The 26,262-nt window shown below is 75.6% G+C and carries 27 protein-coding genes; 13 read left to right on the forward strand and 14 right to left on the reverse strand.

Annotated elements, in window-relative coordinates:
- Positions 1 to 27: 27 nt before the first annotated feature.
- The 3 genes from ACIPAE_RS26105 to ACIPAE_RS26115 form a co-directional block, all read right to left on the reverse strand.
- Positions 28 to 528, reverse strand: a complete 501-nt coding sequence (locus ACIPAE_RS26105; RefSeq protein WP_328472424.1) for a hypothetical protein — start codon at positions 526 to 528, stop codon at positions 28 to 30.
- A gap of 45 nt (positions 529 to 573) precedes the next feature.
- The gene (locus ACIPAE_RS26110) at positions 574 to 3,342 is read right to left on the reverse strand and encodes an ATP-binding protein (protein WP_402448299.1); all 2,769 of its coding nucleotides are present in this window, start codon (positions 3,340 to 3,342) and stop codon (positions 574 to 576) included.
- A 477-nt stretch (positions 3,343 to 3,819) separates the two neighbouring features.
- Positions 3,820 to 4,476 carry an ABATE domain-containing protein gene (locus ACIPAE_RS26115; protein ID WP_402448300.1) on the reverse strand — a complete coding sequence of 219 codons (657 nt, stop codon included), beginning with the start codon at positions 4,474 to 4,476 and terminating at the stop codon, positions 3,820 to 3,822.
- Between the two features lie 48 nt (positions 4,477 to 4,524).
- On the opposite strand from ACIPAE_RS26115, the gene ACIPAE_RS26120 reads away from it, so the two are divergent.
- Both ACIPAE_RS26120 and ACIPAE_RS26125 read left to right on the forward strand, forming a co-directional pair.
- Positions 4,525 to 5,178, forward strand: a complete 654-nt coding sequence (locus tag ACIPAE_RS26120; protein ID WP_329362286.1) for a pyridoxal 5'-phosphate synthase — start codon at positions 4,525 to 4,527, stop codon at positions 5,176 to 5,178.
- Positions 5,175 to 5,870 (forward strand): maleylpyruvate isomerase family mycothiol-dependent enzyme, encoded by a 696-nt coding sequence (locus ACIPAE_RS26125; RefSeq protein ID WP_402448304.1) that lies wholly within the window; start codon positions 5,175 to 5,177, stop codon positions 5,868 to 5,870. Before ACIPAE_RS26120 ends, ACIPAE_RS26125 begins: the two co-directional genes overlap by 4 nt.
- An 84-nt stretch (positions 5,871 to 5,954) precedes the next feature.
- Here the strand turns inward: ACIPAE_RS26125 and ACIPAE_RS26130 are convergent, their stop codons facing one another.
- Positions 5,955 to 6,194, reverse strand: a complete 240-nt coding sequence (locus ACIPAE_RS26130; protein WP_103889877.1) for a DUF397 domain-containing protein — start codon at positions 6,192 to 6,194, stop codon at positions 5,955 to 5,957.
- A 228-nt stretch (positions 6,195 to 6,422) separates the two neighbouring features.
- Here ACIPAE_RS26130 and ACIPAE_RS26135 point away from each other — a divergent pair, with 228 nt between their 5' ends.
- From ACIPAE_RS26135 to ACIPAE_RS26155, 5 genes are all read left to right on the forward strand, one after another.
- Entirely contained in the window at positions 6,423 to 6,992 is a 570-nt protein-coding gene (locus ACIPAE_RS26135) for an isochorismatase family protein (protein WP_328472410.1), read from the forward strand.
- Between the two features lie 132 nt (positions 6,993 to 7,124).
- On the forward strand, positions 7,125 to 7,700 hold the full coding sequence (locus ACIPAE_RS26140) for a TetR/AcrR family transcriptional regulator (protein ID WP_402448307.1): 576 nt from the start codon (positions 7,125 to 7,127) through the stop codon (positions 7,698 to 7,700).
- A 229-nt stretch (positions 7,701 to 7,929) separates the two neighbouring features.
- The gene (locus ACIPAE_RS26145; RefSeq protein WP_366410721.1) at positions 7,930 to 8,517 is read left to right on the forward strand and encodes a DUF4865 family protein; all 588 of its coding nucleotides are present in this window, start codon (positions 7,930 to 7,932) and stop codon (positions 8,515 to 8,517) included.
- Entirely contained in the window at positions 8,514 to 8,981 is a 468-nt protein-coding gene (locus ACIPAE_RS26150; RefSeq protein WP_402448309.1) for a carboxymuconolactone decarboxylase family protein, read from the forward strand. The genes ACIPAE_RS26145 and ACIPAE_RS26150 overlap by 4 nt, the downstream gene beginning before the upstream one ends.
- Positions 8,978 to 9,916 carry a phosphotriesterase gene (locus ACIPAE_RS26155; RefSeq protein ID WP_402448312.1) on the forward strand — a complete coding sequence of 313 codons (939 nt, stop codon included), beginning with the start codon at positions 8,978 to 8,980 and terminating at the stop codon, positions 9,914 to 9,916. Before ACIPAE_RS26150 ends, ACIPAE_RS26155 begins: the two co-directional genes overlap by 4 nt.
- 15 nt (positions 9,917 to 9,931) lie before the next feature.
- On the opposite strand, the gene ACIPAE_RS26160 is transcribed toward ACIPAE_RS26155, so the two are convergent.
- Positions 9,932 to 10,789 (reverse strand): endonuclease/exonuclease/phosphatase family protein, encoded by an 858-nt coding sequence (locus ACIPAE_RS26160; protein ID WP_402448500.1) that lies wholly within the window; start codon positions 10,787 to 10,789, stop codon positions 9,932 to 9,934.
- Positions 10,790 to 10,923: 134 nt separating this feature from the next.
- Here ACIPAE_RS26160 and cpt point away from each other — a divergent pair, with 134 nt between their 5' ends.
- Positions 10,924 to 11,493 (forward strand): chloramphenicol phosphotransferase CPT, encoded by a 570-nt coding sequence (cpt, locus tag ACIPAE_RS26165; RefSeq protein WP_402448313.1) that lies wholly within the window; start codon positions 10,924 to 10,926, stop codon positions 11,491 to 11,493.
- A gap of 13 nt (positions 11,494 to 11,506) precedes the next feature.
- On the opposite strand, the gene ACIPAE_RS26170 is transcribed toward cpt, so the two are convergent.
- Both ACIPAE_RS26170 and ACIPAE_RS26175 read right to left on the reverse strand, forming a co-directional pair.
- Positions 11,507 to 12,235, reverse strand: a complete 729-nt coding sequence (locus tag ACIPAE_RS26170) for an alpha/beta fold hydrolase (protein ID WP_402448316.1) — start codon at positions 12,233 to 12,235, stop codon at positions 11,507 to 11,509.
- Between the two features lie 146 nt (positions 12,236 to 12,381).
- Positions 12,382 to 12,999, reverse strand: coding sequence for an NAD(P)-binding oxidoreductase (locus ACIPAE_RS26175; protein ID WP_366410716.1), 618 nt, complete (start codon positions 12,997 to 12,999; stop codon positions 12,382 to 12,384).
- 302 nt (positions 13,000 to 13,301) lie between these two features.
- Here ACIPAE_RS26175 and ACIPAE_RS26180 point away from each other — a divergent pair, with 302 nt between their 5' ends.
- Positions 13,302 to 14,231: a LysR family transcriptional regulator gene (locus ACIPAE_RS26180; protein WP_402448320.1), complete on the forward strand. Its 930-nt coding sequence runs from the start codon at positions 13,302 to 13,304 to the stop codon at positions 14,229 to 14,231.
- Positions 14,232 to 14,290: 59 nt separating this feature from the next.
- Here ACIPAE_RS26180 and ACIPAE_RS26185 read toward each other — a convergent pair whose 3' ends face one another.
- Positions 14,291 to 14,857, reverse strand: coding sequence for a GNAT family N-acetyltransferase (locus tag ACIPAE_RS26185; RefSeq protein ID WP_402448321.1), 567 nt, complete (start codon positions 14,855 to 14,857; stop codon positions 14,291 to 14,293).
- 74 nt (positions 14,858 to 14,931) lie between these two features.
- Complete coding sequence (locus ACIPAE_RS26190; protein WP_402448323.1) at positions 14,932 to 15,927, reverse strand: MerR family transcriptional regulator; 996 nt, start codon at positions 15,925 to 15,927, stop codon at positions 14,932 to 14,934.
- 257 nt (positions 15,928 to 16,184) lie between these two features.
- Here ACIPAE_RS26190 and ACIPAE_RS26195 point away from each other — a divergent pair, with 257 nt between their 5' ends.
- Positions 16,185 to 17,000: an inositol monophosphatase family protein gene (locus ACIPAE_RS26195; protein ID WP_402448326.1), complete on the forward strand. Its 816-nt coding sequence runs from the start codon at positions 16,185 to 16,187 to the stop codon at positions 16,998 to 17,000.
- Between the two features lie 86 nt (positions 17,001 to 17,086).
- Here the strand turns inward: ACIPAE_RS26195 and ACIPAE_RS26200 are convergent, their stop codons facing one another.
- A complete protein-coding gene (locus ACIPAE_RS26200) occupies positions 17,087 to 19,228 on the reverse strand; it encodes a protein kinase domain-containing protein (RefSeq protein WP_329373667.1) in 2,142 nt (713 codons plus the stop codon).
- 213 nt (positions 19,229 to 19,441) lie between these two features.
- Positions 19,442 to 20,506: an oxygenase MpaB family protein gene (locus tag ACIPAE_RS26205; RefSeq protein WP_402448327.1), complete on the reverse strand. Its 1,065-nt coding sequence runs from the start codon at positions 20,504 to 20,506 to the stop codon at positions 19,442 to 19,444.
- A 221-nt stretch (positions 20,507 to 20,727) separates the two neighbouring features.
- Between ACIPAE_RS26205 and ACIPAE_RS26210 the strand changes: the two genes are divergently transcribed.
- The gene (locus ACIPAE_RS26210; RefSeq protein WP_402448329.1) at positions 20,728 to 22,038 is read left to right on the forward strand and encodes an LCP family protein; all 1,311 of its coding nucleotides are present in this window, start codon (positions 20,728 to 20,730) and stop codon (positions 22,036 to 22,038) included.
- Between the two features lie 31 nt (positions 22,039 to 22,069).
- On the opposite strand, the gene crcB (ACIPAE_RS26215) is transcribed toward ACIPAE_RS26210, so the two are convergent.
- The 3 genes from crcB (ACIPAE_RS26215) to ACIPAE_RS26225 all read right to left on the reverse strand — a co-directional run bounded on the left by crcB (ACIPAE_RS26215) (position 22,070) and on the right by ACIPAE_RS26225 (position 24,466).
- Entirely contained in the window at positions 22,070 to 22,444 is a 375-nt protein-coding gene (gene crcB, locus ACIPAE_RS26215; RefSeq protein ID WP_328472379.1) for a fluoride efflux transporter CrcB, read from the reverse strand.
- Positions 22,441 to 22,938, reverse strand: coding sequence for a fluoride efflux transporter CrcB (crcB, locus tag ACIPAE_RS26220; RefSeq protein ID WP_402448331.1), 498 nt, complete (start codon positions 22,936 to 22,938; stop codon positions 22,441 to 22,443). The genes crcB (ACIPAE_RS26215) and crcB (ACIPAE_RS26220) overlap by 4 nt, the downstream gene beginning before the upstream one ends.
- A 298-nt stretch (positions 22,939 to 23,236) precedes the next feature.
- Positions 23,237 to 24,466 (reverse strand): benzoate/H(+) symporter BenE family transporter, encoded by a 1,230-nt coding sequence (locus ACIPAE_RS26225; protein ID WP_366410710.1) that lies wholly within the window; start codon positions 24,464 to 24,466, stop codon positions 23,237 to 23,239.
- A gap of 169 nt (positions 24,467 to 24,635) precedes the next feature.
- Here ACIPAE_RS26225 and ACIPAE_RS26230 point away from each other — a divergent pair, with 169 nt between their 5' ends.
- Both ACIPAE_RS26230 and ACIPAE_RS26235 read left to right on the forward strand, forming a co-directional pair.
- Entirely contained in the window at positions 24,636 to 25,274 is a 639-nt protein-coding gene (locus ACIPAE_RS26230; RefSeq protein ID WP_402448332.1) for a helix-turn-helix domain-containing protein, read from the forward strand.
- A complete protein-coding gene (locus ACIPAE_RS26235) occupies positions 25,267 to 26,262 on the forward strand; it encodes a GNAT family N-acetyltransferase (RefSeq protein WP_402448334.1) in 996 nt (331 codons plus the stop codon). Before ACIPAE_RS26230 ends, ACIPAE_RS26235 begins: the two co-directional genes overlap by 8 nt.

The raw sequence follows: 26,262 nt of genomic DNA on the forward strand, positions 1-26,262 counted from the left end.
GGCCCGGCCGGCTCGCGGCCCGGGCGTTCACTCGGCCTGGAACATCTCCGCGGGCAGCGGCTTGAGCAGCTGGTAGAGGTCGTCGGTGATCGGACGGTCCCAGGTGGCGATGGTGACCTGCACGCCGTCGCTGCGGTCGAACTGCGCGCAGGCGACCCGCGACTCGGAGATCTTGATCCGGCGGACGATCAGCGGTCCGTCGCCCAGCATCACCGGGGTGCCCTCGACGTCGACGACCTCGGCCGGTTCGTCGTTGCCGAGCGCGGCCAGCAGCTGGGCCACCTCGAAGGGCACCTGGCCCTCCTCCAGTTCGCGGGCCGGGGAGCCCTCGGGGAGGTTCCCGATCAGCATCGCGGGGCCGCGGCCGCCGAAGAGGTCGTACCGCAGGTAGATGCCCTGGCAGCTCCCGTCGGCACCGGGCAGCAGCCCCGCGCCCAGGTCGCCGGGCCAGTCCCCCGGGTCCATCGCGAGGACGTCGAAGTCCGGCCCGGTGGGCGTGGCTGCGCTACGGCGGCGGAGGAAGGACATACGGCCATCGTACGGGGTGGCACGGCCGGGGCGGGAGCCCGTCTTTCACGTCTCGCGCGGTGCCGCGGCGGGCGGGGCCTGCGGCGCGGCGGGCGGCACGGACAGCGGCGCGGGCATGGGCACGGACAGCGGCGCGGGCAGCCGGGCCAGTTCGGCCCGCGCGGTGCCCGCCAGGCCGTCCGCGCCGCAGCCCACCGCACCGTCCAGCCCCAGCCGCAGCGCGTCGGCGGCCGGTCCCGGGCGGCCCGCCGCGCGCAGGGCGGCGCCCTGGGCGACCCGCGCCGCCGCGAGCTGATGGGCAGCGGGCGACGCCTCCAGCTGGGCGACGGCCTCGGCGAGCAGGTCGAGGCCGCGTGCCCCGCCGATCACCTCGGCGGCGACCCGCAGCGCGCCCCCGACCGCGGACGGCGCACCGAACTGCCGGGCCCGGCCGACCGCGTCGAGCGCGGTGCTCGCCGCGCGGTCGGGGGCGTCGTGCGCCTCGGCGAGGGCCAGGTGGAGCTGCCAGGGGCACCAGCCCGGGTTGCGCATGCCGCGCGGGTCGAGCCGCCGCCCGACCGCGGCGAGTTCCGCGGCGGCCTCCTGGTACCGGCCCAGCGCGAGCAGGATCTCGCCGTGCACGGCCTGGGCGTCGGGAAAGGTCACGGCGGCCGGGAAGGGCGCGGCGAAGTCGTAGTCGGCGGCGAGCGCGGCCGCCTCCTCGGGGCGGCCACGGGCGATCAGCACCCCGGCGAGCACGCCGACGGCGTACCACTGCACGGGGGTGCCGCGGCCGACCCGCTCGGCCAGCCGCAATCCGTCGCGGGCCAGTTCCTCCGCCTCGGCGAGCCGCCCGCAGCGGTGGCGGACGTAGCCGAGCAGGACGTACCCGAAGGAGAGGTGCGCGCCGCGCCAGCCGTGGCGTTCGAAGTCGGCGATGCCCTCGGCGAACAGCTCCTCGGCGCGCTCGGGCCGGTCGGCGTACAGGTGGGTCATCGCGACCAGCACCGGCACCTCGAAGCCGCGGCCCTCGTCGACCCAGGGCAGGCCGCCGCGCAGGGCGCGGGCGGCGTGGCGCAGGACGGTGCCGGTGGGTTCGCCGCGCAAGGTGGCGTCCCAGGCGCGCAGGCCGATGATGTACCGCTCGGTGAGGTCGCGGCCGGTGAGGCGGTCGGCGAGCCGGGCCAGCCGGCGGGACCTGCCGGGCGAGTCGGGTTCGTCGGAGCGGAAGGCGTCCCACATGAACTGCTCGGCCTGCATGCGCAGTCGGGTGCGTGCCCCGGTGGCGGTGCGGGCGGCCCGGCCGACGACGTCGGCGGCCTCGCTGAGCCGGTCGCTGTGCGCGAGGGACTGGGAGAGCAGGAAGAGGATGCCGTCGCGCAGTTCCGGGTCGTCGATCGGCTCTTCGAGGGCGGCCCGCAGGTGGTTGACGGTGGTCGAGGGCTCCAGCAGCTGTGTGGCGCAGCCGAGTTCGTAGAGCACGCCGGCCCGCTCGCCGGGCGGCGGGGGCTCGCGCAGCGCCCGGGCCAGGCAGCTGCGGGCCGCCTCGGGGGCGCCGGCCCGCAGGATCTCCCGGGCGGCGGCGCGCAGTTGGTGCACCACCCACGGGTCCTCCTCGGGGTGGGTCTCCAGCAGGTGGCGGGCGGCCGCGGTGGGGCCGAGCCCGGCGTCGACCACGGCCCACGCGGCCTTGCCGTGCAGGGCGACCCGCACCGCGTCGGGTATCGCCCGGTAGACGGCGGTGGCGATCAGCGGGTGGACGAACTCCAGGGTGCGGCTGCCGGTGAGGACGCGCGCGGCCCGCAGCCGGTCCGCGCAGTCGGCGGCCTCCTGGGTGCCCAGGCCGGCCACGGCGGCGGCCAGCGCGGGCCGGATCTCGGTGCCGAGCACGGCGGCGGCCCAGGCGAGGCGGACCGTGGAGGGGCCGAGCCGCTCCAGCCGGGCGACCAGGCCGCTGCCCTTCACCGCGGCGACCAGGTCGCGCAGCAGGTGGACGCTGCCACCGTCGGGTTGCAGCCCCCGGTCACGGACCTTCGCGGCCAACTCGACCGCCTCGAACGGGTTTCCCGCGGTGACCGCCCAGCACTCCCGGCAGAACTCCTCGTCGGCGTGCGCGCCGACCCGGTCGCGCACCAGCAGGCCGATCGCGTCGGCGGTCAGCGGTTCCAGGCCGAGCGGACGGTGCCCGGCACGGCCCGGCAGGCCGCGGAACGCCTCGGCGGACGGCGGCAGTTCGTCCGGGCGGTAGGCCACCACGACGAGCAGCGCGAGGTCGTCGGTGCGGGGTGCGAACGCGGCCAGCCAGTTCAGGGACTGCGGGTCGGCCCAGTGCGCGTCGTCGAGCACCAGCACCACCGGGGCGTGCCGGACCACCACGTGGGTGAGCACCCAGTCCAGTCCGTCGCGCAGCCCCTGGGGGTCGGGGGCGGCGCCCTGCGCGGTGCACAGCCCCAGCGCCGGGCCCACGATGCCGTACCAACTGCCCAGTGCCGCCCGCAGATCCGCCTCGGTGGAGCCGGCCAGCAGCGGTTGCAGGAGTTGCCGTGCGACGTGGAAAGCGACCTGCTGCTCCTGGTCGCCGCCGCGCGCGGACAGCACGGTGCAGCCGCGGTCCGCGGCCCGGGCCCGTACCTCGGCGAGCAGGGTCGTCTTGCCCAGCCCGGCGGGCCCGGCGAACGCCAGCAGCCCGCCCCGCCGCCGTAGCCGACCGCCGGCCGGCTCCGGTAAGGCGCCGGGCGCCACTCCGGTGAGGGCGGTCAACGCCTCGTCGACGGCCGCGAGTTCGACGTCACGCTCGAGCAGCGGGCGGGCGACGCCGGCGGGCCCTCCAGCCATGCTCTCCCCCTTGCCGACCGGCGGGGCGCGCGCCCGGCGCACTCGGTCCGATCGGTCCACAGGGTACGCCGTCGGCTGCGCTCGGTCAGCGGGAACGACCCTGCCGGTACGCCACTGGCAGGAGGCGTACCGGCAGGGTGGAGCCCATGACTCCGCGGGGGAGGCGGGTGCCTTCCCGGTCGGCCCGCCGCGACTGTCCCACGGGCCTCCCGGCCGTCACCACTCCACTCGGGCCCCACTCCCCGCCAAAGCTCCCATGCGCCCCGCGTGCGCCCCCGTTACCGCGCGTAACCGAAGGGGGCGGATGAAAGGGATGGGGAGTCGGGTGCGGGCGGTGCGGGAGGGTCGTGCATGCGGGCGGTGCGGGTCGTACGGTCGGACCGGTGCGGGCCTTACGGGCGGGCCGGCGCGGTCGACGCGGCTCCGGCGACGGCGATCAGTCCCGAGACGCCCGGCCCAACCGGCCCGCGTGGAGCGTCAGTTCGGGTCGTCGGCGGTACGGGCCCGCTGGCGGGCATGGTGGCGGGCGACGCGGGCGCGGTTGCCGCAGGAGGGCTTGCACCACTCCTGGCGGGCGTGCGCCTGGACGAAGTAGCGCACGCAGCGCGGTGCCGGGCAGGCCCGCAACCGGGCGCGGTCCGGGCCGGCCAGGAAGGCCATGCCGGCCCGGGCGAGCGCGGCGGCGAGCAGGTCGGCCGGGGCGTGGCGGCCGGCCACCGCGTAGCCGGCGGCGGGCGGGCCGTCGGCGGGCCAGGCGAGCCGGTGGGTGACCGGCACCCGCGCCGCGGCCGCGTTCAGCCGCTCCAGGGCCGCCGCCGCGTCGGGCAGCCGCCCGGCGTCGGCCTTGCTGGGGGCGCCGGGAAGCACCGCCCGCGCGAACAGCGCCCGCAGCGCGGTCCGTACGCCGACGGCGGCGGCGAGCACGGCGGGGTCGGCGGCCACAGCGGGATGGGCGGGGTCCGCACGCCCGTCCCCCTCGTCCGCCGTCACGAAGCCGTACTCCGCCAGCGCCCGCTCGTGCTGCCGGACCCAGGCGGTCAGGCCCTCGGGGGCGGCGAGGTCGTCCGCGACTCCGCCGTGGCCGTCATGGCGCACGGTGACCGCGAGGGCGAGAGCGAGATGATCAACCGGCATGACCTAATGGTATCGTCGCCGTACACCATTAATGCAGAGGGGGTATTCGTGTCCGACCTGCGCGAGGTACTGCGCGAGATCGAGGTGTTCGAGGGGGAGTTGCCGGACTTCGACGTCTCTCGACTTCCCGCCGACCCGCACGAATTGTTCACCGAGTGGCTGCTGACGGCCATCCGGCAAGGGGTGCGCGAACCGCACGCGATGACCGTGTCCACCACCGGCCTCGACGGCACCCCGTCGGCACGGGTGCTGATCTGCAAGAACGTCACCGCCGACGGCTGGCAGTTCGCCGCCGACGCCGGCAGCCGCAAGGGCCGCGAGCTGTCCGGCCGCTCCGCCGCGGCGCTCACCTTCTACTGGTCCCCGCTCGCCCGCCAGGTGCGGGTGCGCGGAACCGTACGCCCCGGCAACCCCGAGGAGTCCGCCGCCGACTTCCTCGCCCGCTCCCCCGGCGCCCGGGCCGAGGCGCTGCTCGGCCGGCAAAGCACCCCGCTGTCCGACCTCGCCGCCCGCGACGCCGACGTGCGCGCCGCCGCCGAGCGGATCGCGGCGGAGCCCGGGCTGGTGGCGCCCGGCTGGACGCTGTACACGCTGCACGCCGAGCAGGTGGAGTTCTGGCAGGGCGACCGGGAACGCCGGCACACCCGCGTCGACTACCGCCGCACGGACGCCGGTTGGGAGCGTGGACTGCTGTGGCCGTGACCGGAACCGCACCCGCCGATCTCCAGGCGGCGCTCGCCGAGGGGCAGTCCCGGCTGCGCGCCCTGCTGCCGGCCCTCACCGACGAGGTACTGCGCGGGCCCAGCCCGCTGCCCGGCTGGAGCCGCGGCCATGTGCTCACCCACATCGAGGGGGTCGGCCTCGCCCTTGCCCGGCAGGCCCGTTACGCACTGCGCGGCAAGCTCATCGACGTCTACGACGGGGGCCGCCCGACCCGTGACGCCGCCATCGAGGCCGGGCACCGGCGCCCGGTGCAGCAGCTCGCGCCCGCGCTCGCGGACGCGCTCGACGAGGTCGAGGCGTCCTGGTCCCTGGTCGGGCCGGACGACTGGGAGCGGCCGGTCCGCTACCGCGACGGCACCCTGCGCGACGCCGGGCTCGCCTGGTGGCGGGAGTTGGAGATCCACACGGCCGACGCGGACCTCGGCTACGGAACCCACTCCTGGTCGGTGCCGCTGTGCACCCACCTCATCGGCTTCCTCGCTCCCCGCGTGCCGGACGGCTACCGGGTGACGCTCACCGCCACGGACGCGGACTTCCGCTGGTCGCACGGCTCCGGGTCACCGCTGTCCGTCGAGGGCCGCCTCACCGACCTCGCCGCGTGGCTGGCCGGGCGGCACCCCGAAGAGCCGCTGCGCGGCGGTCCGTTGCCGCCGCTGGGCAACTGGCCGTAGGCGCACGGCCCTTGGCGGGAACCGCGCGGCAGAGCGTCGTCGGCAGGTGGGTCCCGCGACCGCGGAACCCACCGCCCCGACGGGTCAGGTCAGATCGAACTCGCCGTCGCGGGCGCCCAGCACGAAGGCACGCCATTCCGCGGGGGTGAAGATCAGCGCGGGCCCCTCGGGGTTGCGGCCGTCGCGCATCGCGATGTACCCCTCCACGAAAGCGATCTGCACGTCCCCGGTGCCCTGGCTGCTGGACAGCCACTCGGCCCCGGTCAGATCCACCTGAGGCTTCTTCCCGTTGGCCAACGGCTGTCCGATGGTGCTCTCAGCCACGTCCTGACTCCTCCCACATCGTCGTCCGCTTCCAGCCTATCGGTGTTGGACCCACCCGGCAGAAGAAGGCGGAAGCCGCACGCGGGGGCGCCCGGATGCGCTATGGCGGCCGGTCCGGCACCGGGTCCGCGCGGTGCCGGATGCGATCCTCACGCGCCCCAACTGCCCTACCACACCACCCCGTTCGATCCGTACGCGCGAAGCGGGCCCGGCCGGTAGGGTCCGATCATGACCGCACATGATCACGACTACCGCGCGGCCGGCGACACCCGCGAGTCCCCGCTCGCGCCGGGTCTCGACCCCGCCCGTACCGCCCTCGTGCTCGTCGACCTGATGGACCGGATCGTCGCGCTGCCGCTGGCCCCGCACCCGGGGTCGGAGGTGGTCGCCGCGGCGGTGCGGCTGGCGGCGGCCTTCCGCGCGGCGGGCGCGCCGGTGGTGGCGGTGCGGGCGCGCCGGTCGGGGGCGGCCGAGCAGCCACCCGGCAGCGATCTGGTGCCGCAGGTCGCCGCGGTCGCGGACGCGCTGCTGGTCAAGCGCACGGTCGGGGCGTTCCAGGGCACCGAGTTGGACGCGCGCCTGCGGGAGCGCGGCATCGACACCCTGGTGCTCGCCGGGATCGCCACGAACATGGGCGTGGAGTCCACCGCGCGGGCCGCCGCCGACCTCGGCTACCGGCTGGTCTTCGCGCACGACGCGATGTCGGGGCTGACGGCGGCCGAGCACGAGGCGGCGGTGGCGCTGAACTTCCCCCGCTTCGGCACGGTGGTCGCCGGGTCCGACGTGTACTTCGCCTGACGCACCCGACCACGTTCCGGCCCGTTTCCGGGCCCATCTCCGGGTCCGCTTGCGGGTCCGGTCGGCGGCGGGGTCGACCCGCCGCCGTTCTTCGGGCTTGGTTCTGTACCTACTAGTATGTACGATGAGTCCATGGACACCGCGGAACGCCTCGTCGCAAGCGCGCAGGAACTGCTCTGGGAGCGCGGCTACGTCGGCACCAGCCCGAAGGCCATCCAGGAGCGGGCCGGTGCCGGGCAGGGCAGCATGTACCACCACTTCAAGGGCAAGCCCGACCTCGCCGCCGCGGCGATGCGGCGCAGCGCGGCGCAGTTGCGGGCGCAGGCCGACGCGCAGCTCGCCGAGGGCGACACCGCGGTGGCGCGGGTCGGCGCGTATCTGATGCGCGAGCGGGAGCCGCTGCGCGGCTGCCGGGTCGGCCGGATGGCGATGGACCCGGAGGTGATCGCCAGCGACGAGCTGAGGGAGCCGGTCCGCGACACGTTCGCGTGGCTGCGCGGGCGGCTCGCCGACATCGTCGCCGACGGCATCGCGGCCGGGGAGCTGCGCCCGGAGATCGACGCAGGCGACACGGCGGCGGCACTGGCCGCGGTCGTCCAGGGCGGTTACGTGCTCGCCCGCGCGGCCGGCGACCGCGGACCGTTCGACCAGGCGGTGCGCGGTGCGCTCGGCCTGCTCCGGGCCGCCGCGACCGACCCGGCCGCCTGACCCGGCCGCTCCACCCGGCCACTTCACCCGGCCCCTGATCAACGCGGCACCGCCCGCGACCGTACGACCTCCCGCGCCGTACACCGGCCGAGGGCCCCAATCGCTGTGCCCGCCAAGGCACTTGGCCCGTACGAGACGTGCGGGCAGCACGACACGAGGACGCGTACGCACCGCCCGCGCACCCGCGCACCCGCGCGACGGCTCGTACCTGACGAGGGAGCACCCACCCGTGCACGGCATGAACTACCGCATCGCCCTGCCCGCCGACTACGACATGGGCATCATCAGACAGCGGGTCGCGACTCGTGGCCATCTGCTCGACGCCTTCCCGGGGTTGGGGCAGAAGGCGTACCTGATCCGGGAGCGCGGCACCGACGGCTCGCCGGTGAACGAGTACGCGCCCTTCTACCTGTGGAACACCGCCCAGGGCATGAACAGCTTCCTGTGGGGACCCGGATTCCGTTCCCTGGTGGACGACTTCGGCCGCCCGACGGTCGAGCACTGGACCGGGCTCGGCTTCGAACGCGGTCCGGAGGTGGCGCAGCCGCCGGCCGCCGCCACCCGAGCGGCCCGGCAACTGGCCGCCGGCGAACCGCTCGCGGAGGCCGTCGCACGCGAGTTGGCGGAGCTGCGGGAGGTGGCGGCACGGCCCGGCGCGCACTCCGCCGCGCTGCTGGTCGACCCGCGCCACTGGGAGTTGCTGCGTTTCACGCTGTGGCGGGACGCCGCGCCCGAGGAGCCCGGGGCCGAGCGCTTCCAGGTGCTGCACCTGTCGCGGCCCGAACTGGACGCCATCGACACCGGGAGGCAGTGGTGAAGCAGGCGAAGATCGACCGCGAGGCGGGCTACCGGCTGCTCGGCGACCTCGCCGGACCGGGCACCGTCGAGGGCACCTTGTCCCCGCTGGACGCCCTGGCGCCGGGGTTCGCCGACTGGATCGTCACCGCGCTGTTCGGCGGCACCTACCAGCGCGACGGCCTCGCCCTGCGGGACCGCCTCGTCGCGAACCTCGCCGCGCTCACCGCGCTCGGCGGCGTGGAGCCCCAACTCGACGACCACGTCCGCAACTCGCTGCGGACCGGCATCGCCCCCGCGGAGATCGTCGAGGTGATGGTGCACCTCGCGCCGTACGTCGGCGTGCCCAAGGCGCTGGCGGGGCTGCGGGTCGCCGCGGCGGCCTTCGCCGACCTCGGGGTGGCCCCGGACGGCAACGCGGCGAACGACCCCGGCACGGGCGTCGGCAGCGGCAGCGGCAGCGGCGCGGACGGCGGTGCCGCGTGAAGACCGTACGGACGGTGCTCGGCGACATCGCGCCCGAGCGGCTCGGGGTGACCGACGCGCACGACCACCTGTTCTTCGCCGCGCCCGCGTTCGCCGGGCAGGAACTGGACGATCCGGCCGCGGCGGAGGCGGAGTTGGCGGCGTTCCGGGCGGTGGGCGGCGCGGCGGTGGCGCAGTGGACGCCGTTCGGGCTGGGGCGGAATGCCGCCGGGCTGCCCGCGCTGTCGAGGGCGGCCGGGGTGCATGTGGTGGCGGCGACCGGCCTGCACCAGGCCGCGCACTACGCTCCCGCGCTGCTGGACCGGCTGCGGTCGGACGGCCTCGCGGCCTTCTTCACCGCCGAGTTGGCCGAGGGCATGCTCGCCGGCGACGATCCGGGCGGGCCGCGTGGCGGCGCGAAGGCGGGCATGATCAAGGTGGCCGGGATGTTCCACGGCCTGGACGGGCACACCCGCGAGGTGATGACGGCGGCGGCGCGGGCGCACCACGCCACGGGCGCGCCGATCGGTGTCCACCACGAGATGGGCACCGCCGCTGTCGATGTACTCGCGCTGCTGCACGGCGAGTTGGGCGTCCCGGTGACCAGCATCCTGCTCGGCCACCTCAACCGGTTCCCCGACTCCGGCATCCACCGCGAACTGGCCTCCTCCGGCGCGTTCCTCGCCTTCGACGGGCCCTCCCGCGCCCACCACGCCACCGACTGGCGGCTGTTGGACTGCCTCACCGAACTCGCCGCGGCAGGGCACACCGACCAGATCCTGCTCGGCGGCGACAACGTCCTCGCCTCCGCCCGCGCTTCGACCGGCGGCTCCCCCGGCATCCCCTACCTGCTGCGGGTGCTGCGGCCCCGGGTCGCCGCCGCTCTGGGCGAGGACGCCGCCGAGGCGATCCTCGTGGCGAACCCGGCCCGCGCGTTCGCCGTCGAGTGGCGCTGACCCGGACGCCCGGGATCAGGCGCCGCTCAGCTTCAACGACGGGTCTGGCAGGGCGAGTTCCGCGATCACGGCGGCGTGGTCGGAGGGCCACACCCCGGCCACCTGCCGGTCGCCGGCGCGGCGGGCGGTACGGACCCAGCCGCGGCTGTCCGGGCCCGGCAGGCCGACGAGGATGTAGTCGATACAGCTCGGGCGGTCCCCGAAGTTCACCGCGTACTCGGTGCTGATGTCCCAGGTGCCCTGCGGCAGCGCGGGATCGGCGAACCGCCAGGCGTCGAGGAGCACCAGCCCGGGGACGGCGGGGGCGGTCTTGTAGCCGCAGATCAGCCGTACCTCGTCGAAGTCGGGCTCGGCGTTGAAGTCGCCGGTGACGACCGGCGGGTAGGGCCCGTGGGCGTGCTCGGCGACGAACACGGCCAGCTCGCGGACCTGCGCGCAGCGCACCGCGGACTCGGCGACACCGGAGTTGAGGTGGGTGGTGAAGAAGGGCAGCGGCCCGCCGGGCACGTCGAGGAGGGCGTGCAGCGCGGTCTTGCCGTCGTCGCGGTGGCCGGGCAGCGTGGGCAGACGGCGCTCGGCCGTCGCCAGGATCGGGTGCCGGCTCAGTACGGCCACGCCGACGTCGACGCTGGTGTCGCCGCCGTTGCGGGCGTGCCAGCGGTCCTGCGCCGCCGCGCGCGACCAGGCCCAGTGCATGCCGAGGCGCTCGGCGAGCCACTCCGCCAGGTTCTCCCCGCCCGCCCCGTCGGGACCGCCGCTCGCCCACACCTCCTGAAGGCCCAGGACGTCGGGCCGTTCGGCTTCGAGGGTGCGCAGGATCGCCTCGCGCCGCTCCTGCCAGCCGCCGAAGCGCCACCACAGGTTCCAGGTCATCACGCGCAGCGCGTCCGGCCCGTCGCTCCGCCGCTCGCCCCGCTCGTCGCCCGTCGTGCCGTCCGCGACCTCCGCGCCGTCCGTGCTGCCGGAATCCACTGGACCTCCCCGTTCGTCCTGCCTACGGTGGCGGCATGCCCACCCAGGTGATCATTCTGAACGGCGGCTCCAGTTCGGGGAAGAGCAGTATCGCGCGCGCTCTGCAGGACGTGCTGCCCGGCCCGCCGTGGCTGACGTTCGGCACCGACACCCTGGTCGAGGCGCTCCCGGCCCGCATGCGCGAGGAGGACGCGGAGTCCGGCCCGGGGCCGGACGGCGGTGAAGGCATCGCGTTCGGGCCCGACGGGGAGGTGGTGCCGGGCGCGGAGTTCCGCCGGCTCGACGACGCGTGGGCGCTGGGCATGGCCGCGACCGCCCGCGCGGGCGCGCACCTCGTCATCGACGAGGTCTTCCTCGGCGGCGCCGCCTCCCAGACCCGCTGGCGCGACGCGATGGCCGGCCTCGGTGTGCTGTGGGTGGGGGTGCGCTGCGACCCGGCGGTGGCCGCCGCCCGGGAGGCCGCGCGCGGCGACCGGGTCCCGGGCATGGCGGCGCGGCAGGCGACGCTGGTCCACACCGGTGTCAGCTACGACCTGGAGGTCGACTCCTCCCACACCGACCCGCTGGCCTGCGCCCGGACGATCGCGGTGCACGTCAGCGGTTGAACCGGCGCTCGCATCAGGCGGTTTCCGGCCCGGTCCGCCGCGGTCCGTGGGGGTGTCCGAGGAACGCGCGCACCGTCTCGATGAACTCCGCCGGGCGCTCGTCGTGCACCATGTGCCCCGCGTCGATCGTCGCCAGGCGGGAGTCCGGGATGCGCGCGGCGGTCCGCGCGAGCTGGTCCTGCGGCAGGTGGCTGCCCGGGCCGCCGGCGATCACCAGGGTGGGCGCGGTGATCTCGGCGAGGCCGTCCCAGTGCCGGGCGGCCGGCGCGTTGCGCTGCACCGCGACGTCCCGCACCACCCGCCAGTCGTACGGCGTGGGGCCGTCGGGGCCTTCGGGGACCGGGCGGCGGGGCTCGGCGGGGAAGGGCAGCGGGCCCTCCTCCAGCACCAGCCGCGCCACGGCCGCCGGGCGGTCCATCGCCACCAGCGAGGCGGGCACGGTCCCCATCGAGTGGGCGACGATCACCACCTGCTCCTGCCCGAGCGCGTCGATCAGGCCGAGGACGTCGTCGCGCATGGCCTCGTAGGCGTACTCCCCCGGGTGGTCGCTCTCGCCGTGCCCGCGCATGTCGACGGCCAGGGTCCGCAGGCCGTCCGCCGCCAGCGCCGCCGACACGGCCCGCCACGAGCCGCGGTTCTCGCCCAGCCCGTGCAGGAGCAGCACCGCCGCCCCGTCGGCCGGCCCCTCCGCGTCGCCGACCAGCCGCACCCCGTTGACCTCGTACGTCACCACGTCGCTCATGTCGCCACGCTAGCCGCGCCGAACGCCCCGGGCCGCCGTGTTCGCCGGTGGCGTGACCGTCGACGCGCGCTCGCCGGACGGGAGGCGGGGGCGGTCAGCGCCCCTCTGCGGCACGGCGGTTCGGCGGTCCGGTGGTCCGGTGGCTCTCACCGGCTCAACGGCAGGGCGATCCGGCCCGCGTGGCGCGGGTCCTCCGCCTCGTCGAGCATGGCCGCGGCCACCGTCTCCCGGCTCACCCGGGCGGGGAGAAGGCGTCTGGGAGCGCCGTCGAGGCCGGTGGTGCGCCGGCGCGGGCCGAGCGGGCCGTTGGAGAGCGGCCCCGCGTGGAAGACCGTGCCGCCGGCCTGGAGGACGGTGGCGTCCGCGGCGACCTTGTCGGCCAGTTGGGCGCCGAGCGCTTTGAGGAGCGTACGGGTGACGGGACCGGCGGACCGGGCGGAGGGACCGGTGCCGTAGGCGCCCAGCCACACGATCCGCTCGGGTCCGGCGGCGACCACCGCGCGGGCGCCGGACGTCAGGGCGCCGGGCCGGTCGCCCTTGGCCACGCCGAGACCGGACAGCACCACCTGGCTCCCGCGCAGCGCTTCGGCGATGGAGGCGGGGTCGCGTACGTCGGCGGCGACGCGGGTCAGGCGCGGGTCGTCGGGGACGGTGATCCGCGCGGGGGTACGGGCGACGGCGGTGACGGTGTGCCCGCGGTCGAGCGCCTGGCGGGTCAGCGCGAGGCCCGTGGCGCCGGAGGCGGCGAGGATGGTCAGGTGCACGGCGGGTTCCTGGTGAGTGGTGGGGATGGCGGCTGCGGTGGGGCGGGGGCGGGAGCCGACCCGGGTGCCCCGGTGGCCGTGCCGGTGGACCGGGCTCTCCGGCCCGCGCCCCTACGACATCGGCCCCGACTTCGGCATCGGCATCGGCCTCGACTTCGAACTTCGGCTTCGAACTTCGACTTCGACCGCTTCGGCTTCGACCGCTTCGGCTTCGACCGCTTCGGCTTGCGCCTTCGACGCTAGGCGCCCGGACAGATGATTGCCAGTGCACTCTTGTAAGCCCAGAAGTTACCCTGGTGCATGTGGACCTGAATCTGCTCGTCGCGCTCGACGCCCTGCTCGAAGAGAACAGCGTCGCCGCGGCCGCCGAGCGCCTCCATCTGAGCCCGCCGGCGATGAGCCGTACCCTCGCCCGTATCCGCAAGGCGACCGGGGACGACATCCTGGTCCGCACCGGGCGCACCATGACCCCGACCCCGCGCGCCCTGGAACTGCGCCAGGAGACACGGGAGTTGGTGCGGCGCGCCGGCGCGGTCCTGACCCCGGTCACCACGCTCGACCCGGCCCGCCTCGACCGCACCTTCACCCTGCGCTGCCACGACGCCCTGGTGACCGCGTTGGCCCCGCTCCTGATCACGGCCGTCGCCCGGCAGGCACCGCTGGTCTCGATCAGGTTCCTCGCCGAACCCTCCGCCGACGTCGCCGACCTGAGCCGCGGACACACCGACGTCGAGGTCGGGGCCGCCGCGCCCGACCGGCCGGAGATCGCCGCGGAGGAGGTCGGGTCGGACCGGATGGTCGCCGTCATGCGGCCCGACCACCCGCTGGCCGAGGGCGAGATCACCCCGGCGCGCTTCGCGGAGGCCGTGCACGTCACCGTCTCGCGCCGGGGCCACCTGTCCGGTCCCGTCGACGACGCGCTCGCCGGACTCGGCCTGCGCCGGCACGTGTGTGCCGCGCTGCCCACCGCGAGTGCCGCCCTCGACCTCGCCGCCCGGATCGGGGCCGTGACCGTGGTCGCCGAGAAGGTGTGCCGCCCCGTCCTCACCGGCCTGGGGCTGTGCGCCCGCACCCTCCCCTTCGACCTGCCGCCCGTCCCGGTCGTCGTCGCCTGGCACCACCGCCACGACACCGATCCGGCCCACGCCTGGCTGCGCGCCCGACTCGTCGACGCGCTCGCGGTCATCACCGCGGACGCCCCGGCCGGCGACCCGGCTCCGGCCCCGCGCTGACACCGTAAGGCTGACGCCTGGCGTGAGGCGCGCGGCCCGCGTACGGAGCCGGGGCCGGGTCAGGCGGCCGCGTGCCGTACGTGCAGATGGCCGTCGAGCGGGTAAGCCGGCGGAGCCGCCGGCAGGAGCCGGTCGAAACGGTAACCGCCCTTCTCCGCGACACGGCAGGACGCCGCGTTGTCGAGTTGGTGGAGGAGTTCGAGGCGTTCCAGACCGGCGGCCCCGAAGACGTCGAAGGACCACGCGGTGAGCGTTTCCAGGGCGCGCGGGGCGACGCCACGGCCGCGCGCCCTGGCCACCGTCCAGTAGCCGACCTCGGCGCGGGGCGCACCGGACGCGACGTCCTTGAGCACCACGTTGCCCACCAGCCCCGGCGGCGCACCGTCCGGCGCCGTTTCGAGGACGGCGAAGCCGAACCGGTCGCCCTGCGCCCAGCCCCGTTCCTCGGCCCGCACCCACCGCGCCGCGTCGTCCTCGCTGTCCGGACAGCGGCTCGTCCACCGCCGCATCCCCGGGTCCCGGTACGCCTCGACCAGCGCGGCGGCGTCCCCCTCGCACCAGGGGCGCAGCACGAGTGCCGGCGCGGTCGGCGTGGCGGGGGCCGTGAGCACGACGGTCGCGTTCATCTCGGGATCGTATCCGCGGGCGCCACGACGTGACGCGGCATCCGCCGTTCCGGGACCGCGCCGCGGCCACCACGTCATCGCGGTGCCCGGGCGTGCAGGGCGCGGGCTGCCCAGTCGAGCACCGGTCGCAGGCTCTCCGGCGCGGGCCAGCCGTTGATCACCGCGAGCAGCGCGAAGTACCGCTCCCGGCGCGGGTCGTTCATGCGCTCCAGCCGGGCCGCCAGTTGCCGCCGCGGATCGGGCCCGGCACCGTCGCCGCTGTCGCCGTCCCCATCCCCATCGCTGTCGCCATCCCCATTCCCATCACCCCGGTCGAGGAGATGGGCGCAGCGGGTCAGGAGGACCGCGACGATCGGATCGGCCTGCGGAGCAGCCGGATCGGTGCCCGCCGCCACGGCCGGAGCGACCTGGTCACGGACGATCGCGGCCAAACTGCCGTGCAGCATGGGCGGTTCGCCCGGAAGGTGCCCGGCCGCCTCCTCCTCGACCAGCTGCCGCAGATGAGCCCGGAAGCCGGGGTCCTGCGCGAGCTCGGCCAGTTCCACCCACGCCCGGACCTGTTCCGCGTCGGGGTGGTCGGGCAGTTCGGGGGTCATCGAGCGCATGACGCCGGCGAACACCGGGTCGCCTGCCAGGTCGGCGAAGGCGGTACCGAGGAAGTCACCGACCAGCCGCCGGCGTTCGGTCTCGGAGAGCATGGCCAGCCGGTACATCAGACGGGTCTCCTCAGGGGTCGCGCCGCGCTCCGCCACGGCGGCCAGCACCGCGCGCCGAAGCCGCAGCACCCGGATCTGGACGTCCAGGGCGTCGGCGTGCACCGCGGCGATCTCCGGCAGCGCGAGTTCCCGGTCCACCACCTTCCGGACCGCCGCGAGGTCCAGCCCCAGCTCGCGCAGGGTGCGTACCAGGTCCAGGCGGGCGACGGCGTCGTGGGCGTAGCGGCGGTAGCCGGCCGGGCTGCGGTCCGCAGGCGGCAGCAGGCCGCGGTCGGAGTAGTACCGGACGGTCTTCACCGTGGTCCCGGTGCGCCGGGCCAGCTCGCCGATCGAGTAGAGCGTGGGGCCGTTCATGCCCCCATCCTCGGGTCTCCCCCGGCGGGAGACTCAAGCCCGCACCCGCACCCGCACCCGCACGACGGCCCGATGCCGCGGCCCTCTCCATGCGTTCCACGGCCATCTCCATGCACGGAACACGTAGTGCACACAGGTAACTCCACCACTGCCAAAGATGCATTTGCCGTCAAGAGCCGTGCTGCCTACCGTCGAAGAGCAGGCGGCGAGGGAACCGATTCCCCGCTCCGACCGGATGCCAACCCAGGGAGAACCCCATGTCCGTTGCCCCGTCCTCCGACCTCGACCGCGCGCTTCTGGACACCGTGACCGCCGCCGTCAGGGCCGCAGGGGCCACCTTGCGCGAGCGCTTCACCGCGGACGCCCGCGGCAGCGGCCTCGATGAGATCGTCGGCGAGATCCACGCCAACGACGCCGCCGTCCTGGACGTGCTCATGCCCCCGCTGCTCTCGGCCCGGCCCGGATCGCGGTGGGCCGAGGACGAGTTGGCCGGTGGGGCGCTGCCGCCGGGCGAGTGGTGGGTGGTCGACCCGGCCGAGGGGAACATCAACCACGTGCACGGCATGCCGGACTGGGCGGTCACCGCCACGCTGGTGCGCGACAACCGGCCGGTCCTGACCGCCGTCCACCTGCCGCTGACCGGGGCGACGTACACGGCCGTCGCCGGCCTCGGCGCCCGGCTCGACGGCAGGCCGCTGCGGGTGTCCGCCAAGAACGACCTCGCCGCCGCCCTGACCGGCACCGGCCAGGCGAAGCCGGGCGAGGACGAGCGCACCTTCCGCAGGATCGGCGCGTCGGTCACCGCGATGCTGGTCGCGGGGCTGGTGGTGCGGGTGTCGGTGCCGGCCACCTTGCAGCTCATCCATGTCGCGGCCGGGCGGATGGACGCCTTCTGGCAGTTCTCCGACGTCCGCTCCGGCCTGGTGGCCGGTGCGCTGCTGGTCGCCGAGGCGGGCGGCACCGTCACCGACATCGACGGCGCGCCCTGGAGCCTGACCAGCCGCGACTTCCTGGCCGCGGCCCCCGGCGTGCACGCCGCCACCGCCGAGGTCCTGGCACCGATCGCCACCTGACCGGGGAGGGGAGCCCGCCGGGCGATCGAAGCGCCCGGGCGAAGACAGCCCGCCGGGCGGGTGGAGTCCAGCTGGCCACGGACCTGCTAGAGGCGTTCCGGGCCGTCCTCCCGGTGGGTGGCGACGCGCCGGTACAGCGCCTGGGCCTCGTCGCTGCGGCCGAGGTGCTCCAGGCAACGGGCCTCGTCGTTGCGGCTGGTGAGGGTGTCGGGGTGGTCGGGCCCCAGCAGCGCCTCGCGCGCGTCGGCGACGTCATGGTAGACGCCCAGGGCGTCACCCCAGCGCCCGAGCCAGCCCAGGCACACCGCGATCTCCCGCTTGCTGACGAGGGTGTCGGCGTGGTCGGCGCCCAGCACGCGCTCCCGGACCGCGGCCACGTCGCGGGCCTCGGCCAGCGCGCGGTCCCACTGGCCGAGCCGGCCGAGGCTGACGCCGAGCGCCTGACGGGCCCGCAGCGTCTCCTCGTCGCTGGAGCCGGCGGTGCGGGTGAGGGCGGCGACCAGGTCCTCGTAGAGCACGAGGGCGTCGGAGGTGCGGCCGAGCCGGGTCAGGCAGATGCCGGTCTCGTAGCGGACGGCGAGCGTGGCGGAGTGCTCGGTGCCCAGCACGCGGGCGCGGACCTCGCCGACCTCCCGGTAGACCTCCAGCGCATCCGCCCAGCGGCCCGCCCGGCCGAGCGTGAACCCGACCTCGAAACGGGTGCCGAGCGTCTCGGGGTGCTCGGCGCCCAGCACCCGCGACCGGGCGTCGGCGACCTGGACGGCAGTGGTGTACGCCTCCTGCGTACGGCCCAACTCGGCCAGGTTGTAGGCGAGGTTGTGCTTGCACCGCAGCGTGTCGGGGTGGTCGGGGCCGACGGTGCGCTCGCGGGCGTCGAGCACCGCGGAGAACTCCTGGTGGGCCTCCAGGTGCCGGCCGAGCGCGCCGAGCGCGTACGCCGCTTCGTGCCGCGCGGCGAGCGTGTCGGCGTCGTCGGGCCCGAGCACCCGGCGCCGCACCTCCGCGACATAGGCGTACAGCCGCAACGCCTCCTCGGCCCGGCCGAGTCGGGTCAGGCAGTAGGCCGCTTCGTGCCGGCTGGCCAGGGTGTCGGGGTGCTCGGTGCCCTGGGCGCGGTCGCGGGCGGTGGCGACGGCGGTGTGCAGTTCGTACGACTCCCGCCAGTTGCCGATCCGGCCGAGGTCGTCGGCCTCGGCCTGGCGGGCGGCGAGTTCGGCGAGCGCGGCCGGGTCGGCGGACGCGGTGACGGTGCGGGTGGACCAGGCACCGGTCAGTTCGTGGCGGGCGGGCACGGCGGGCGTACGGGGCCGGGTGGAACGGGCCTGCGGCCCGGTGCTCAGCGTCCGCGCCCAGTCCGGCACGGCGCCGGTCGCGGTCGCCACCTTGTCCCCCGCGCGCATCGCCTTGAGCCGCCCGCCGACGTCGGCGGCGTCCTGCGGGCGGTCCTCGGGGTCCTTGGCGAGCAGGTCGAGGATGAGGAGTTCCAGCTCCACCGGCAGCTCGGGGCGCTCGGCGCGCGGCGGATCGGGAATGTTGTCGCGGTGCCCGACCAGGATCGACCAGGCGTCGCCGAGGTCGAACGGCGGGTGCCCGGTGGCGAGTTCGTACAGCACGCAGCCGAGCGAGTACAGGTCGCTGCGCTGGTCGACGGCGGAGTTGCCGATCTGCTCGGGGGACATGTAGTGCGGGGTGCCCATGGCGACACCGGTGCCGGTGAGGCGGGAGGTGAAGCCGATGTCGTGGCCGAGCCGGGCGATGCCGAAGTCGCAGATCTTCACGGCGCCGTCGGTGAGCCGCATGATGTTGGCCGGTTTCAGGTCCCGGTGCACGACGCCCTGGGCGTGCGTGTAGGCGAGGGCCGCGGCGACCTGTTCGGCGATGTCGGTGATGTCGGGGACCGGCAGCGGGTGCCGGCGGGCGTCGTCGAGGACCTGGAGCAGGTTGCGGCCGTCGAGCAGTTCCATCACCAGGAACAGCACGCCGTCGTGCTCGCCGAAGTCGTGCACGACGGTGATGCCGCGGTGCTGGAGCGCCGCCGCCACCCGCGCCTCGCGCCGGAACCGCTCCTGGAGCACCCGGGTGAACCCCGCGTCGCCGGAATGCCCCATCGGTTTGAGGCACTTGACCGCCACCCGGCGGCCCAGCGACTCGTCCAGCGCGCGCCACACCTCGCCCATGCCGCCGCGGCCGATCAGTTCGTGCAGCCGGTAGCGGCCCTGGATCAGCATGCTGTCGGCGCGGGTGCCCGCGCTGCTTCCCGGGTCGGCGGTGGTGGCGCCGCCCGCGCCCGCGCCGGCGGTCGGTGCCGCGCCGCCGGGTCCGTACGGTCCGTCGTGGTGTCCAGCCTCCATCAGCGCCGTGCCCCCGTGCTCATCGGTGCTCGTGTCGGTGCTTCCCCGCACCCAGTATGGCCGGGCGGGGCGACATAGGGGGACAGCGCATCAGGGCACTTCGGGCTCATTCGGGGGAAGGCGCCGAGCCGAGGGGCGGGTGCCGGGGCCCAGCCGGGCGACCGCCTTGAGGATGTGACCGGGCGGCAACTGCCAGCGCACGGTGGCCGGGATCGCCCGCAGCGCCCGCCCGGCGACCCGCAGCCTGCGGTCCGCGGCGGCCCGCGACGGCGCGGTCCGCCCGTACAACGCGTGGGCGTACGGCGGCAGGGCGGCGAAGGCGGTGCCCGAGACGGCCGGCCACACCGCGAACCGCGCCGGCCGCAGGACGGCGTGCACCGGCGGCGCCTTCAGGAACCGGACCACGTCGAACGCCTCGGGGGTGACGGCCAGTTCGGGGCGGATCTCGGTGAAGTAGCGGGCGAGTTGCGCGGTGTCGGCGGGCACGCCGGCCGGATCGAGGCCCACCAGCCGGGCGGCCTCGCGCTGCTCGTCGACGTAGGCGTCCGCGTGGGCGTCGGTGAGCGGGAACCCGGAGCGGCGCGCGACGTTCAGATACGAGTCGATCTCGGCGCAGTGCACCCACAGCAGCAGTTCGGGGTCGTCGACGCCGAACCGCTCGCCCGTGCCGGGGTCGATCGCCGTCAGCCTGCGGTGGATGCCGCGGATACGGGCCCCGGCCTGCTCCGCGGCGGGCGTGGTCCCGTAGGTGATCCGGCCGACGAAGGACGCGGTGCGCAGCAGGCGGCCCCACGCGTCGCGCCGGAAGTCGGAGTTCTGCGCGACACCGCGCACCGCGCGCGGGTGCAGCGCCTGGAGGTACAGCGCGCGGATGCCGGCGATCCACATGATCGGGTCGCCGTGCAACTGCCAGGTCACGGAGTCGGGGCCGAACAGTCCCGGGTCCTGGTCGGGATCAGGGTCGGGGAGCGCGGTGGCGGCGTCGGGGAGCGTGGTTCCGGGCGCGGGGAGCGCAGTTCCGGGCGCGGGGCTGTCGGGCGCGGTGGCCGGGTCCGAGTCCGGGTCCGGGGCCGGGTCAACGCCCGCGTCCCCGGCGGAACGCGCCGGCGGGACGGCGCTCAGGGCCGCGTCCGGGCCCGGGTCCGTGTCGCGCATGGCCGCCTCCGTACCGTCTCGCCGTCTCGTCCCGTGCCGTGCCGTGCCGTGCCGTCCACCGTAATCGGCCCGGGCGGGCGGGCGAAGGGCGCGTCGGGCGGGCGCGACACCCCCGCCGGTACGGAGCGCGGTTTCCCGTGCACCGTGGGTGATACTGCAACTGCGCTGGTGGCGGCGGGCCGACCGGTGCGCGGGCGACGGACGCGAGGACGTGCACAACCATGGCCGAGGGGCAGCAGCAGCGCGGGACGTCCGGCGGTCCGTGGCGGCGGCCGGCGCGCGGCGAGACCGTGTGGCCGGCGCGCCCGCCCCTCCCGGCCGCGGTCCGGCGCCGCTACTGGCTGCTGCGCGGACTGACCTTCGGCCTGTCGCTGGCGGTGCTGGTGGCGGCGGGCGCGGGCACGCTGGTCTACCTGCGGCTGAACGGCAACATCCGGGACATGCCGCTGTTCGGCGGCATCGGCGGGAACGCGGGCCACGAGCGCCCGGACGCCTTCGGCCGTACGCCGGTGAACGTCCTGGTGATCGGCTCCGACACCCGCGCGGACCCGGCGGACTGCAAGCTCGGCGGTGACTGCGGCCCGGGCCGCAACGCGGACGTGGCGATGGTGCTGCACCTGTCCGCCGACCGCTCCCACGCCACGGTGCTGAGCATCCCCCGCGACACCGTCACCGACCTGCCGGCCTGCCGTGCCCCGAAGGGCGGGACCGCCGCCGCGCACCGCGGCCCGGTCAACTCCTCGCTCCAGTACGGTCCCGGCTGCACCGTCGCGGCCGTGCACGCCCTGACCGGCATCCCCATCGACCACTTCGTGATGGCCGACTTCGCGGGCGTGGTGCGGATGTCCGACGCGGTCGGCGGGGTGCCGGTCTGCGTGGACCGCGACATGTACGACCCCTACTCGCATCTGAAGCTGGCCCGCGGCCGGCACGATTTGCGCGGCCAGGCCGCGCTGGAGTTCCTGCGCACCCGGCACGCGTTCGGCGACGGCAGCGACCTGGGGCGTACGTCCGCGCAGCACCTCTTCCTGAGCGCGCTGGGCACGCGGCTGCGGCGCAGCGGCTCGCTCACCGACCCGGCCGGGATGCTGTCGCTGGCCGACACGGCCACCAAGTCCCTCACCGTCGACCCGGGTCTGGCCGCCGTCCCCAAGCTGATCGGGCTCGCGGACGACGTGCGCAAGGTCCCCTCCGCCCGGGTCGACTACGCCACGATGCCGACGGTTCCCGACCCGGACGACGGCGCCCACGTGGTCCCGGCGGCCGCCGCCCGGGGCGTCTTCGCCGCGATCGCCGACGACACGCCGCCGCGCAAGGCCAAAACCCAGGGGTCCGCCCGCGTCGACGAGTCCTTCGACGGACCCGACGGCTCCGCCACGCCTGCCGCCGGCCGGTCGGCCCGGGCGAAACGGTCCTCCGGCCCGGCCTGCGTGAAGGTCGCCACCGCCGCCACGGTCTCCGTGCACGGCACCGCGATGAACCCCACCGCGGCCTACGCCGCCACCCCGCACGTCCCGGTGTCGGCGCGCTGACCGCGCCGCGGCCGTGGACCCGCCGGCGGGGTCAGCCCCAGAACGCCTGGGCGAGCGCGGTGCCGGTGAACGCGGCGCCCAGTCCCGCGGTGAGGCTGCCGACGACGTTCGCGGCCGCGTAGAAGCGGGCCCGGTTCTCCACCAGCCGCAACGTCTCGTAGGAGAAGGTCGAGTAGGTGGTGAGGGCGCCGCAGAACCCGGTGCCGAGCAGGAGTTGCAGATGCGGGGAGGCGGCGCCCTCGGCCGCGGCCCCGCCGACCAGGCCGAGCACCGCGCAGCCGCTGACGTTCACCGCGAAGGTGCCCCACGGGAAGGCGGTGTCGTGCTTGGCCTGCACGGCGCGGTCGGTGAGGTAGCGCAACGGGGCGCCCACCATGGCGCCGAGGACGACGAGCAGCCAGTTCACCGGACCTCCCGGCCCGTCGCCGCCGCCACGACCCGCCGGGTCGCCTGCGCGCCCGCCCACACCGCGACCAGCGCGGCCGCCACGGTCAGCGCCAAGTAGCCCAGCGCGGGGCGCGGATGGCCGTGGTCGACCAGGCCGCGTACGTCGGTCGCGTAGGTGGAGAAGGTGGTGAAGCCGCCCAGCACTCCGGTGCCGAAGAACGGCCGGACCAGGTGGTGCGCGGTCCACACGTCGGTGATCAGCACCATGAACACGCCGATGACCGCGCAGCCCACGACGTTGACGCCGAGCGTCGTCCACGGAAAGGCGTCGGTCGCGGTCGGCCACAGCCGCGCGGCGCCGTAGCGGGCGCACGCGCCGATCGCACCGCCGACCGCGATCACGGCGATGACCACCGCCGGATGCCTGCTCAGTTCGGTGCGCTGGTCCGGGACATGCAGGTCGATGTCGGGGTCGACCGGCTCCTCGAAGAGGGGCGGGCGCGGGTCTGCCACGTGAGTCTCCTACTCGCATCGGTACGGCGCACATGCCCGCGCCTCTCGGCGCGATGCGGGTGTGCGCGTCGCAAGCGGGGACCGTTGGCGGCATCCTCACCGCGGTTCGGGTACGGCGGGCCCCACCGCCGCGCGGCCCCCCACGGGGTGCCGCACCGCCATCTTACGGTTTTCGGCTACGCGCCGCTGCGGCCGAGGGCCGAACCCGGCGTCAGCCCGGTGACCTGCTGGTCGCGCGCTCCCCCAGTGCTTCGCCTGGGAGGTACCCCCCATCCAGCCACCACCGGGAGGTGGTCCCTCAACCGGCGGGACGGGGCACCCGGGAGGGTCCGGTCAGCCGGGCGACGAGCATCGTGAAGACCCCGGCGAGCAACCCCCAGAAGGCGGAGCCGATACCGAGCAGGGTGACCCCGGAAGCGGTCGCGAGGAAAGTGACGACCGCGGCTTCACGATCACCCTCGGCGGTCAGCGCACCGTGCAGGGAACTCCCGATGGTGCCGAGCAGCCCCACCCCCGCGGTGCCGAGCACCAGCGCCTGCGGCATCGCGGTCAGCAGCGTCCCGATGGTCCCGCCGAACAGCGCGACGCACAGGTAGAACACGCCCGCCCAGACCGCGGCGAGGAAGCGCCGGTCCCGGTCGGGGTGGGCGTCGGGGCCGGTGCAGATCGCCGCGGAGATCGCCGCCAGGTTGATCGCGAAGGCACCGAAGGGAGCGAGGACCGCGCCCGCCGCGCCGGTCCAGCCGATCAGCGGGGAGACCGGGACGTCGTATCCGTCGCCCCGCAGGACCGCGACGCCGGGCAGGTTCTGCGAGGCCATGGTCACCACGTACAGCGGCAGGCCCGCGCCGATCAGGGTGTGCCAGTCGAACTGGGGGGCGGTGAAGACGGGCACCGCGGGGGTGAGCCGGATGTGGCCGGCCGCGCCGCCCCAGTCACCGGCCGCGGTGGTCGCCGCGATGCCGACGAGGAGGGCGGCGAGCACGGCGTACCGCGGACGTATGCGCCGGACGAGCAGGTAGGCCGCGAACATCGGGAAGGTGATGCCGAAGTGGCCGTGCATGGTGCGGAAGAGCCCGGTGCCGAACTCCAGCAGCACCCCGGCCAGCAGCGCCGACGCGAGCGACACCGGGATCGACGCCATCGCCCGGGCGAACCAGCCGGTCACCCCGCTGACCAGGATGAGCACGGACGAGAGCAGGAACGCGCCGACCGCCTGGCCCATCGAGGCGCCGGCGAGCCCGGTGGCCAGCAGCGCCGCGCCCGGCGTCGACCAGGCGGTGACCACCGGCGCCCGGTAGCGCAGCGAGAGGCCGATGCAGGTGGCGCCGAGGCCGACCCCCAACGCGAGCATCCAGGAGGCGAGTTCGGCCGAGTCGGCGCCCGCTGCCCGGGCCGCGGCGAGCACGATCGCGGCCGAGCTGGTGGTGCCGACCAGCACCGTGACCAGGCCGGCCGTGACCGCGGACGGGGGCGCGGCCGCGCGTATGTGGGCCGCGGCGGTACGGCGGGGCGCTGAGGTGGTCATCGGTTGCTTCCCGGGGAGGTCGGACGGAACGCACGGGGGCTCGGGCGCGGGGCGAGGCGAGGTGGGGACTCGTTCCATGTATGGAACGTTCCGTATGTGGAACGCTAGAGTTAGCGGAGCGCGCCCGTCAATCGTCTGCGGCCGCGGACCGGCGTCCCCGGGAAGGTCGATGGAGCTGAACGAGCAGGTGGGGCGGCGTTTGCGGGCCCTGCGCGAGGAGCGGCGGCTGTCGCTGTCCGAACTCGCCCGGCGCTCGGGCGTCGGCAAGGCGACGCTGTCCGAACTGGAGGGCGGCCGGCGCAACCCCACCCTGGAGACGCTGTACGCGCTGACCACCGCGCTCGGCACACCGCTCAGTTCGGTGCTCGCCGATCCGCTCAGCTCCCTGCTGACCCCCGGCGGGGCCCGCGCCCACGCCAGCGGCGAGGCCGTCACCGCGCTGCTCACCGAGCGGCACGAGAGCCCGGTCGCCATCACCGACGTGTTCCGTATCCACATACGCGCCGGCGCGGTCCAACGGTCGGACCCCCATCTGCCGGGCACCCGGGAGCATCTCTACGTGCTCAGCGGCACCGCCGTCGTCGGCGAGCCCGCCGCACCCGTCACCGCCGGCCCCGGCGGGTACGCGCACTGGCGGGCCGACCGCGCGCACCTCTACAGCGCGCCGCACGGCGACGTCGAAGCGGTGCTCTTCGTCCGCTACGCGCTCGCGGGCACCTCGGCCGCCCCAACCGGTCATCCGCCGGCCGATCAGCCCCCGGCCGATCCCCCGGCCCCGCACGACGGAGGCGGAAGCACCCATGCCTGAGACCCCCGACGCCCATCCGGCCCCGTCCCCGCTGTCCCCAGCGTCCCCGCCGGCTCCGCCGCTTCCCGCGCCGTACCGCGCCCGGCCGGCCACGCTCGCCGACGCCGGCGCGATCCACCGGCTCGTCGCCGCCTGCGAGCACGACCTGCTCGGCAGCGTGGAGACCGGCGCCGACGCCGTCACCGCGCGCCTGACGCTGCCCGATCTGGACCCGGCGCTCGACACGCTGCTCGTGCACGCGCCGGGACCGGGTCCGCGGCCCGGCGCCGAGCCGGAACTCGTCGGCCGGGTGTGGGTGCACGGCGGCCGCCGCAGCGAGGTGGACGTCCATCCCGCCCACCGCGGGCGGGGGTTGGGCGGTCTGCTGCTCGACTGGGCCGAGGCGCGGGCCCGGCTGATGGGCGGGGTGCGGCTCGCGCAGCCGGCCGAGGACTGCGACGCGGCGGCCGTCGCGCTGCTGCTCTCGCGCGGGTACGCGCCGTTCGTGACGCAGTGGCTGCTGGGCATCGCGGTGCCCGACGAGCCCGAGGTGCCCGAACCGCCCGCGGGCGTGACCGTACGGCCGTTCCGCCCGGGTGACGAGCACGCGGCGCACCGGCTCGTCGAGGACGCCTTCGGCCAGTGGCAGAAGCGCCGGCTGCCGTACGACGAGTGGGCCCGACTCACCGTCGAGCAGGCCGCGTTCGCACCCGCGATGTCGCCCGTGGCGTTCGCCGGCGGCGAGATGGTCGGCGCGCTGGTGGCCCTCGACGTGCCGGGCTCGGCCGAGGGCTACGTCGACCGGCTCGCGGTGCGCGCCGACCACCGCGGCCGCGGCATCGCGGGGGTGCTGCTGCGGGAGACCTTCCGTGCCTTCCACCAGCGCGGCCGAATCGGCTGCACCCTGTGGACCCACTCCGCGACCGGCGCGCTGACCCTCTACGAGCACCTCGGCATGAGCGTGCGCCGCAGTTCCTCGGTCTACGCCAAGGCCCTCGAACCCGGCTGA

This window comes from Streptomyces sp. NPDC087270 (genome assembly GCF_044744625.1).
Classification (GTDB): Bacteria; Actinomycetota; Actinomycetes; order Streptomycetales; family Streptomycetaceae; genus Actinacidiphila.

Excerpts from the sequence above, each read along its gene's own strand:
- ACIPAE_RS26160 (WP_402448500.1), bottom strand. The coding sequence starts at position 10,789 with ATGACCTGGAACCTGTGGTGGCGCTTCGGCGGCTGGCAGGAGCGGCGC.
- ACIPAE_RS26225 (WP_366410710.1), bottom strand. The coding sequence starts at position 24,466 with ATGACCACCTCAGCGCCCCGCCGTACCGCCGCGGCCCACATACGCGCG.
- cpt (WP_402448313.1), top strand. The coding sequence starts at position 10,924 with ATGCCCACCCAGGTGATCATTCTGAACGGCGGCTCCAGTTCGGGGAAG.
- ACIPAE_RS26205 (WP_402448327.1), bottom strand. The coding sequence starts at position 20,506 with ATGCGCGACACGGACCCGGGCCCGGACGCGGCCCTGAGCGCCGTCCCG.
- ACIPAE_RS26105 (WP_328472424.1), bottom strand. The coding sequence starts at position 528 with ATGTCCTTCCTCCGCCGCCGTAGCGCAGCCACGCCCACCGGGCCGGAC.
- ACIPAE_RS26230 (WP_402448332.1), top strand. The coding sequence starts at position 24,636 with ATGGAGCTGAACGAGCAGGTGGGGCGGCGTTTGCGGGCCCTGCGCGAG.
- ACIPAE_RS26135 (WP_328472410.1), top strand. The coding sequence starts at position 6,423 with ATGACCGCACATGATCACGACTACCGCGCGGCCGGCGACACCCGCGAG.
- ACIPAE_RS26235 (WP_402448334.1), top strand. The coding sequence starts at position 25,267 with ATGCCTGAGACCCCCGACGCCCATCCGGCCCCGTCCCCGCTGTCCCCA.
- ACIPAE_RS26200 (WP_329373667.1), bottom strand. The coding sequence starts at position 19,228 with ATGCTGATCCAGGGCCGCTACCGGCTGCACGAACTGATCGGCCGCGGC.
- ACIPAE_RS26115 (WP_402448300.1), bottom strand. The coding sequence starts at position 4,476 with ATGCCGGTTGATCATCTCGCTCTCGCCCTCGCGGTCACCGTGCGCCAT.
- ACIPAE_RS26185 (WP_402448321.1), bottom strand. The coding sequence starts at position 14,857 with ATGAACGCGACCGTCGTGCTCACGGCCCCCGCCACGCCGACCGCGCCG.
- ACIPAE_RS26190 (WP_402448323.1), bottom strand. The coding sequence starts at position 15,927 with ATGAACGGCCCCACGCTCTACTCGATCGGCGAGCTGGCCCGGCGCACC.
- ACIPAE_RS26195 (WP_402448326.1), top strand. The coding sequence starts at position 16,185 with ATGTCCGTTGCCCCGTCCTCCGACCTCGACCGCGCGCTTCTGGACACC.
- ACIPAE_RS26170 (WP_402448316.1), bottom strand. The coding sequence starts at position 12,235 with ATGAGCGACGTGGTGACGTACGAGGTCAACGGGGTGCGGCTGGTCGGC.
- ACIPAE_RS26110 (WP_402448299.1), bottom strand. The coding sequence starts at position 3,342 with ATGGCTGGAGGGCCCGCCGGCGTCGCCCGCCCGCTGCTCGAGCGTGAC.
- ACIPAE_RS26140 (WP_402448307.1), top strand. The coding sequence starts at position 7,125 with ATGGACACCGCGGAACGCCTCGTCGCAAGCGCGCAGGAACTGCTCTGG.
- ACIPAE_RS26210 (WP_402448329.1), top strand. The coding sequence starts at position 20,728 with ATGGCCGAGGGGCAGCAGCAGCGCGGGACGTCCGGCGGTCCGTGGCGG.